General features: G+C 72.2%; 7 protein-coding genes and 1 pseudogene. 5 read left to right on the plus strand and 3 right to left on the minus strand.

The genetic code is table 11. From position 1 onward, the window contains the following. Positions 1-4 precede the first annotated feature (4 nt). Positions 5-497 (minus strand): annotated as a pseudogene (locus CCL05_RS42130) (DJ-1/PfpI family protein). Positions 498-565: 68 nt separating this feature from the next. On the opposite strand from CCL05_RS42130, the gene CCL05_RS47220 reads away from it, so the two are divergent. Next, positions 566-955 (plus strand): MarR family winged helix-turn-helix transcriptional regulator, encoded by a 390-nt coding sequence (locus tag CCL05_RS47220; RefSeq protein ID WP_086565803.1) that lies wholly within the window; start codon positions 566-568, stop codon positions 953-955. A 50-nt stretch (positions 956-1005) separates the two neighbouring features. Here CCL05_RS47220 and CCL05_RS42140 read toward each other — a convergent pair whose 3' ends face one another. Together CCL05_RS42140 and CCL05_RS42145 are read right to left on the minus strand one after the other, a co-directional pair. Then, positions 1006-1626 carry a TetR/AcrR family transcriptional regulator gene (locus CCL05_RS42140; RefSeq protein ID WP_208641742.1) on the minus strand — a complete coding sequence of 207 codons (621 nt, stop codon included), beginning with the start codon at positions 1624-1626 and terminating at the stop codon, positions 1006-1008. Beyond that, on the minus strand, positions 1623-2918 hold the full coding sequence (locus CCL05_RS42145) for a PucR family transcriptional regulator (RefSeq protein ID WP_086565804.1): 1296 nt from the start codon (positions 2916-2918) through the stop codon (positions 1623-1625). Before CCL05_RS42145 ends, CCL05_RS42140 begins: the two co-directional genes overlap by 4 nt. A 188-nt stretch (positions 2919-3106) precedes the next feature. On the opposite strand from CCL05_RS42145, the gene CCL05_RS42150 reads away from it, so the two are divergent. From CCL05_RS42150 to CCL05_RS42165, 4 genes are all read left to right on the plus strand, one after another. After that, positions 3107-3865 carry an ABC transporter ATP-binding protein gene (locus CCL05_RS42150; RefSeq protein WP_167409725.1) on the plus strand — a complete coding sequence of 253 codons (759 nt, stop codon included), beginning with the start codon at positions 3107-3109 and terminating at the stop codon, positions 3863-3865. Next, on the plus strand, positions 3862-4680 hold the full coding sequence (locus CCL05_RS42155; RefSeq protein WP_086565806.1) for an ABC transporter ATP-binding protein: 819 nt from the start codon (positions 3862-3864) through the stop codon (positions 4678-4680). The genes CCL05_RS42150 and CCL05_RS42155 overlap by 4 nt, the downstream gene beginning before the upstream one ends. Continuing rightward, a complete protein-coding gene (locus CCL05_RS42160) occupies positions 4677-5558 on the plus strand; it encodes a branched-chain amino acid ABC transporter permease (protein ID WP_086565807.1) in 882 nt (293 codons plus the stop codon). Before CCL05_RS42155 ends, CCL05_RS42160 begins: the two co-directional genes overlap by 4 nt. Next, positions 5555-6581, plus strand: a 1027-nt coding sequence (locus CCL05_RS42165; protein ID WP_086565808.1) for a branched-chain amino acid ABC transporter permease, incomplete at its 3' end; no start/stop codon positions are given. The genes CCL05_RS42160 and CCL05_RS42165, both read left to right, overlap by 4 nt.

A 6581-nucleotide genomic window follows, 5' to 3' on the forward strand; every position in this document is an offset into this window, starting at 1 on the left:
GGGATCAGGGGCGGTTCAGGGTGTCGATGAGGTTCCGGGCGAGCTGCGCCGAGGAGGCGGGGTTCTGACCGGTGTGCAGAGTGCGGTCCGCCACGACGTGCTCGCTGAACGGGGCCCCGGCCTGGAAGTCGGCCAGCTGCCGTCCTCGCGCCGGGCGGCGAGCAGGGCCGCCGGGGCGTGGCACAGCACCGCGAGCGGCTTGCCGGAGTCCAGCGCGGCAGTGAGCAGGCGACCGGAGCCGGCGTTGACGGCGAGGTCCTCCATGGGGCCGTGGCCACCGGGGTAGAGGACGGCGGCCGCGGATGGCAGCCAGGTACGCGGCGATGGCGTCGGACTGCTCCTTGCCGCCGGGTGTGGCGATGGTGACGTCGAACCCGGCCTCGCTGAGCAGCCGGCGGTGTGGCGAGTTCCTCGGCCCAGTAGCCGGTCGGGTGGGAGGTGCCGTCGGCGAGCGTCCAGTGGTCGGCGCCGGTGACGACGAACAGAACTGCGGTCACAACTGTCTCCTTCTCCGTGCGCGAGAGTCGCGCGGTGGCCTGGTCGGCGGTTAGATGCCGACGCACTCATGGAGCGCCTGGCACGCGCTGCTGCCGGCTACTACCGGGACCTGACAGCGGCGGCCGCACGGCACGGGCTCACGATGACGCAGGCCAAGATGCTCATCCTGCTTCGGCAACCGCTGCCCGCCCTCGCAGGGCGGCTCGCCTGCGACGCCTCCAACATCACCGGACTCGTCGACCGGCTGGAGGCGCGGGTCTCCAGAGAGGCCGACACGGCCGACCGGCGGATCAAGAACGTGGTCGCCACCGAAGAGGGACGGGAGGCGGTCCGCCTCGTCCGCGCCGACATGCGGGGCACCTCGGAAGCCTTCGCGCGTCTGGACGAGGAGGGGCGCCGCACTCTCTACGAGCTGCTGGGACGCCTGCACCCCGAGGACACGCAGAAGACAACCTGATCGAGGCCGCAGCGCCGACCGCTGCGCGGACTGCGCAGGCGCCGGGCGTCTCAGCCGGGCGGTGCCGACAGGTGGATCAGGATGCCGCACACCTCGTCCACGATCTCCTGGGCCTCCGTCTCGTCCCCGCAGTCGCCCAGCTCACGTGCCGCCCCGCCGATCACGGTGGTGAGCACCCTCACCCGGACCCGGCCGGCACGTCGCTGCTCGTCCACCTCCAGGAGCCGGGCGTTGCGCCGTACCCACGCGCGGTCCCACTGGCGGCGCAGCGCGTCGAAGCCCGGGGGGCCGTCGTCCTCCACGAGGAGTCTGCCGAACCGCCTGTTGTCCCAGGCGCCCTCCAGGTACGCCCTGGCTCCCGCCACGAAGAGGGCGATGGGGTCGTCCACGCCACGGCCTCGCTCGACGGTCAGCGTGGCCGCGGTCCGGCGCTCCTGTGCCTCCCGGAACTCCTCCCAGAGAGCGAGGTAGAGCCCTCGCTTTCCGCCGTAGTGCTGGAAGAGGCTGCCCACCGGGATGCCGGAGCGCGCCGCGATCTCGGCGAGACCCGCGTCGGCGTAACCGCGCTCGGTGAACACCTCCAGCGCGGCGTCCAGAAGCGCACTCCGGACCGTTCGGTTCTGCCCGCTGGGTGCCTCCCCGGTCCCCGCGGACTCCACGATGCCGCTCACTGGTGATCCCCGCCTTCCCCGGCCCCGTCGCGGATGGCGAGGGCGACCAGCAGTTCCAGGAGGTCGGCGATCCGGCGCGGATTGCGCCCCGTGCGTTCCTCGATCCGGCGCAACCGGTAGTGCGCCGTGTTGTGGTGTATCCGCAGCCGCTCGGCGGCCAGCCGCAGGTTGAGGTCGGCCTCCGCGAAGGCCCGTATCGTGGCCGCCAGCGTGTCGCCACGTCTGCGGTCCTCCTCCAGCAGCGCACGCACCCGGGGATCGACCAGCTGGCGGGCGAGGTCGTCGGCGCGCAGCGCCAGGTAGTCGAAGGGGGACAGGCGCGGCAGCGCCGCCACCCCGCCCCCGCTCGGCACGAGGTCGAGGGCGGCCCGTGCCTCCTCGTAGGCGCGCGGCAGTTCGCCGGCGCCCTCGGCGACCGTGCTGATGCCCATGGAGAGCATGGTTCCCTCGCGCGCGAGCCGCCGCTGCACCACCTCGAAGTGGGCGCAGATGTCCTCCGCGTCCATGCCCGTGCGGACCACCGGCACGGCCACCACCTCGCCGTGGCGCACGACGACCAGGGTCCGGCCGGCCCAGGGCCCGGCGATGCCGATGGACGCGCTGGTCGCGTAGCCGTGCTCGGCCGAGGTGAGGTCGCCGGTGCGGGTGTCGCCGACGCACACCGCCACCACCGCCATCATCGGCGAGTGCGGCCCGATGCCGTACGCCTGCGCCGCGGCGAGCAGCGGGCCGCGCGCCGGTGCCGCGCCGGCCAGGAGCTGGTCCAGGAGGTCCCGGCGCTCCCGGTCCGCGTCGGCGACCACGTGCTGCTGGTACTCGACATAGGCCTGCGCGGCATGGGTGCTGGCGAAGTCGACGTACCGCATCAGCGGTGTGACGAGGGACAGCGCGGCCTGCTGTGCCTCGGCGGACGTGCCCGCGCAGTCCAGCAGCACGTCCCACAACACCTGCCGGCCGACCCGGAAGGCACTGATCCAGTCCTCCAGGGCGAACCCCGCGCGTGCCCTGCGCATGGCTGCCGAGCGGCTGAAGACCAGGTCCTCGGGGGCGATGTCCCGGTCGCCGGCCAGCGCCGCCAGCTGCATCCGGTAGTGCGTGAGGACCTGGTCCCGTACGTCGTCGAAGAACCGCTCGTCCTGCAGCGCGTACGACGGGATCTCCGTGCGCATGACCGCGACAGCGGTCTGCGCCACGTCCTCGAGCCGGTCCTGGACGGCGTGCAGGATCCGGTGCCGCTCCCGGCTGAGCGGGTCGGAGAGTGCGGGGGCGCCCAGCGCGGGGCCGCGTGACATGGCGCCGATCGTCGCTGCCCTCCTGGTGTCCCGTCAACAGGCTCGGCGGGCGACATACCGGGGGAGCTGGGCGCGGCGCACAAGTCTCTGGCCTCGAAGTTGGGTGCTCGCACCCAATGTGCGCTCGGAAGGCCCCCACCTACTGTGACGCTCGCCCACCCCCCAGCACCTCGGAAGGGGCGTCACTCATGCTCGCGGTCGACGGTATCAGCGTGCGCTTCGGCGGGATCACGGCACTGGACGGTGTCGCGTTCACCGTCGAGCCGGGCACCGCCGTGGGGCTCATCGGACCGAACGGAGCCGGCAAGACCACCTTGTTCAACTGCCTCACCAGGCGCTGCACCCCCGATGCGGGGACGGTCCGGTTCCAGGACGAGGACCTGCTCGCCCTTCCGCCGCACTCCGTGGCCGGGCGCGGCATCGCCCGCACCTTCCAGAACCTGGGCCTGTTCCCGCTGCTCACGGTCCGGGAGAACGTCATGGTCGGTGCCCACAGCCGGGGGCGCACGGGACACCTCGCCGCGGCGCTCCGGCTGCCCCGCGTCCGGCGGGAGGAGAGGGAACTACGTGACCAGGCGGACGACCTGCTCCGGCGTCTCGGCCTGGCGGAGGTCGCCGATCACCCCGCCTCCGGGCTGCCGTTCGGCACGCTCAAACGCGTCGAACTCGCCCGGGCGCTCGCGGTACGGCCCCGGCTGCTCCTGCTCGACGAGCCCGTCAACGGGCTCAGCCACGGCGAGGTCGGCCAATTCGGGGATCTGGTCCGGGCGGTGCGTCAGGAATTCGACCTCACACTCGTGGTGGTCGAACACCACATGGGCTTCGTGATGGGCCTGTGCGACAAGGTGGTCTGCCTCGACTTCGGGCGCAAGATCGCCGAGGGCTCGCCGGAGGAGATCCAGCGCGACCCGGCCGTCATCGAGGCGTACCTGGGGGTGGCGGCATGACGGAACCCGCCACCGACAGCACCGAAGCCGGGCAGGCGGAGGCGGAGCCGGACTTCCTGAAGGTGGCCGGCCTGCATGCCGGATACGGCCAGGCCCGTGTGCTCCAGGGGCTCGACTTCTCCGTCGCACGCGGCGAGGTGTGCGCGATCCTCGGGCCCAACGGCGCGGGCAAGACGACAACCCTGCGGGCCCTGTGCGGCATGGTCCGCGGACGCGGCTCGGTGACGTTGAACGGCACGGAGCTGCTGGGCCGCCCGCCCGAGCAGACCGCCCGTCTCGGCGTGGCGCACGTACCCGAGGGCCGGGGCACCTTCAACGACCTGACCGTCGAGGAGAACCTGCGCATCGGCGCCCACGTGCGCACCGGGCGGTGGCGGCGGGGCAGTGCCGAACGCGCTGCCGTGGCCGCCGACCTGGAACGGATCTACGACTACTTCCCCAAGCTGCGCCAGCGGTCCCGCCAGGCCGCAGGCAGCCTCAGCGGCGGCGAACAGCAGATGCTCGCCATCGGCAGGGCGCTGATGCTGCGGCCTGCCCTGCTGCTCCTGGACGAGCCGTCGCTGGGACTCGCGCCGCTGGTCACGCGGGAGCTGTTCGAGATCGTCCGTGCCGTCAACGAGGAGGAACGCACCACCGTGGTCGTCGTCGAGCAGAACGCCCAGCTCGCGCTGGATGTGGCGCACCGGGCGCACGTACTGGAGGCCGGCCGCCTGGTGCTGTCCGGGCCGTCCCGGGAGATCCGCGAGGACGGACAGGTCGCCGAGGTGTACCTCGGTGTCTCCGTCCGCTCCGGCGAGGACGGGGGAGCGCCGTGACCGAGCTGCTCCAGCAAGTGGTGGAAGGGGTCGGTTCCGGCGCGGTCTACGCCAGCCTGGCGCTGGCCCTGGTGCTGATCCACCGGTTCACCGGGATCGTGAACTTCGCGCAGGGTGAGCTCGCCATGATCTCCACGTACGTGGCGTGGCAGCTCGTGGCGTCCGGGATGTCCTTCTGGCTCGCGCTGCCGGTCACCCTGGCGGTGTCCTTCGCCGGCGGCATGCTGGTCGAGCGGATCGTCATCCGTCCCGTGCGCGGCGCGCCCGAGCTGACGATGGTCATCGTCACCGTGGGCCTGTTCATCTTCGTCAACGCGATGGCCGGTCTGATCTGGTCGTTCACCGTGAAGGACTTCCCGCAGCCGTTCCCCGACGGCGGGGTCGACCTGGCCGGGGTGCGCGTGGACTGGTCGACGCTCGGGATCATCGCGGTCGTCGCCGCCGTGATGGGGCTGCTGTATCTGCTGTTCCAGCACACTTCCGCCGGCCTCGTGATGCGGGCGGTCGCCTGCAACCCCGCCTCCGCCCGGCTGTCGGGCATCAGAGTGGGCCGGGTGCTGATGCTCGGCTGGGGACTGGCCGCGACGGTCGGCGCGGTGTCGGGCGTGCTCGTCGCCCCGCTGCTGTTCCTCGAGCCCAACATGATGGGCGGGGTGCTGATCTACGCCTTTGCCGCGGCCACCCTCGGAGGCTTCGACAGCCCGGTCGGCGCGGTCGTCGGCGGCCTGTGCGTGGGCGTCGCCGAGACGCTGGCCGGGGCGTACGTGGATGTGATCGGTGCCGATCTCAAGGTGGGCGTACCCCTGGTGATCATCCTGGCGGTGCTGCTGGTGCGGCCCCAGGGCCTGTTCGGACGGGCGGCGGTGGAGCGCGCATGAGCACGATCGTCGCACCACTCGGCACCGGCCGCGCCCGGCGCCTGCGGGCCGCGCTCACCGCGCTGCTCGTGGCGGCCGTCGCCGTCGCCGCACCGTTCTACTTCGCTCCCTTCCAGGTCTTCCAGCTGACCATGGTGCTGCTGTACGCCGTGGCGCTGGCCGGACTGAACCTGCTGGTCGGATTCGGCGGGCAGATCTCGCTCGGACACGGCGCGTTCTTCGCGGCGGGGGCCTACACGGCGGCGGTCATGCTCGACCGGTACGACACCGGCCACCTGGCCACGCTGCCCGTCGCGGCCGCCGGATGCTTCCTGCTGGGCCTCGGCTTCGGTGTGCCCGCCCTGCGGCTGCGCGGGCTGTACCTGGCCCTGGTCACGCTCGCCTTCGCGGTGTTCCTGCCGCCGTTGCTCAAGCGGCTCGAACCGGTGACGGGCGGCTCGATGGGCCTGACCGTGGACAAGCTGCAACCACCCGCGTGGAGCGGGCTGGCCGAGGACCAGTGGACGTACTTCGTCGTCCTCGCCGTCACCGCGGTGGCCCTGCTGCTCGCCCGCAACCTCCTGCGGTCCCGCATCGGCCGGGCACTGCTCGCCGTGCGGGACAACGAGAGCGCCGCGGAGGTCATGGGCGTACGGCTGTCGCTGCACAAGACCCTCGCCTTCGCGTGGAGCGCGCTGTTCGCGGGTGTCTCCGGGTGCGTCTACACCTGGGTGATCGGCTTCGTCTCACCCGACTCGTTCAGCTTCGTCCTGTCCATCACGCTGCTGGCCGGCCTGGTCGTCGGAGGGCTCGCCTCGCTGTACGGACCGCTGCTGGGGGCGGCCTTCGTGATGTACGTGCCGAGCGTGGCCCAGGACATCAGCGAGGCGGCACCCGGTGTGGTGTTCGGCCTGCTGATCATCGCGGTGATGTTCGTGGCGCCGACGGGACTGGCCGGTCTGACGGCACGAGTCCGGAGTGCCGCAGCCCGTCGCCCCTCTCGCCCTGCCCGCGACGCCGACCAGGCGCCCGACCCCGAACCCT

Origin of the sequence: Streptomyces africanus (genome assembly GCF_002150735.1) — a bacterium.
GTDB classification, from domain to species: Bacteria; Actinomycetota; Actinomycetes; order Streptomycetales; family Streptomycetaceae; genus Streptomyces; species Streptomyces africanus.

Bases quoted from the DNA above. Each gene is read 5' to 3' on its own strand.
- CCL05_RS47220 (WP_086565803.1), top strand. From the start codon at position 566: ATGGAGCGCCTGGCACGCGCTGCTGCCGGCTACTACCGGGACCTGACA.
- CCL05_RS42145 (WP_086565804.1), bottom strand. From the start codon at position 2,918: ATGTCACGCGGCCCCGCGCTGGGCGCCCCCGCACTCTCCGACCCGCTC.
- CCL05_RS42150 (WP_167409725.1), top strand. From the start codon at position 3,107: ATGCTCGCGGTCGACGGTATCAGCGTGCGCTTCGGCGGGATCACGGCA.
- CCL05_RS42155 (WP_086565806.1), top strand. From the start codon at position 3,862: ATGACGGAACCCGCCACCGACAGCACCGAAGCCGGGCAGGCGGAGGCG.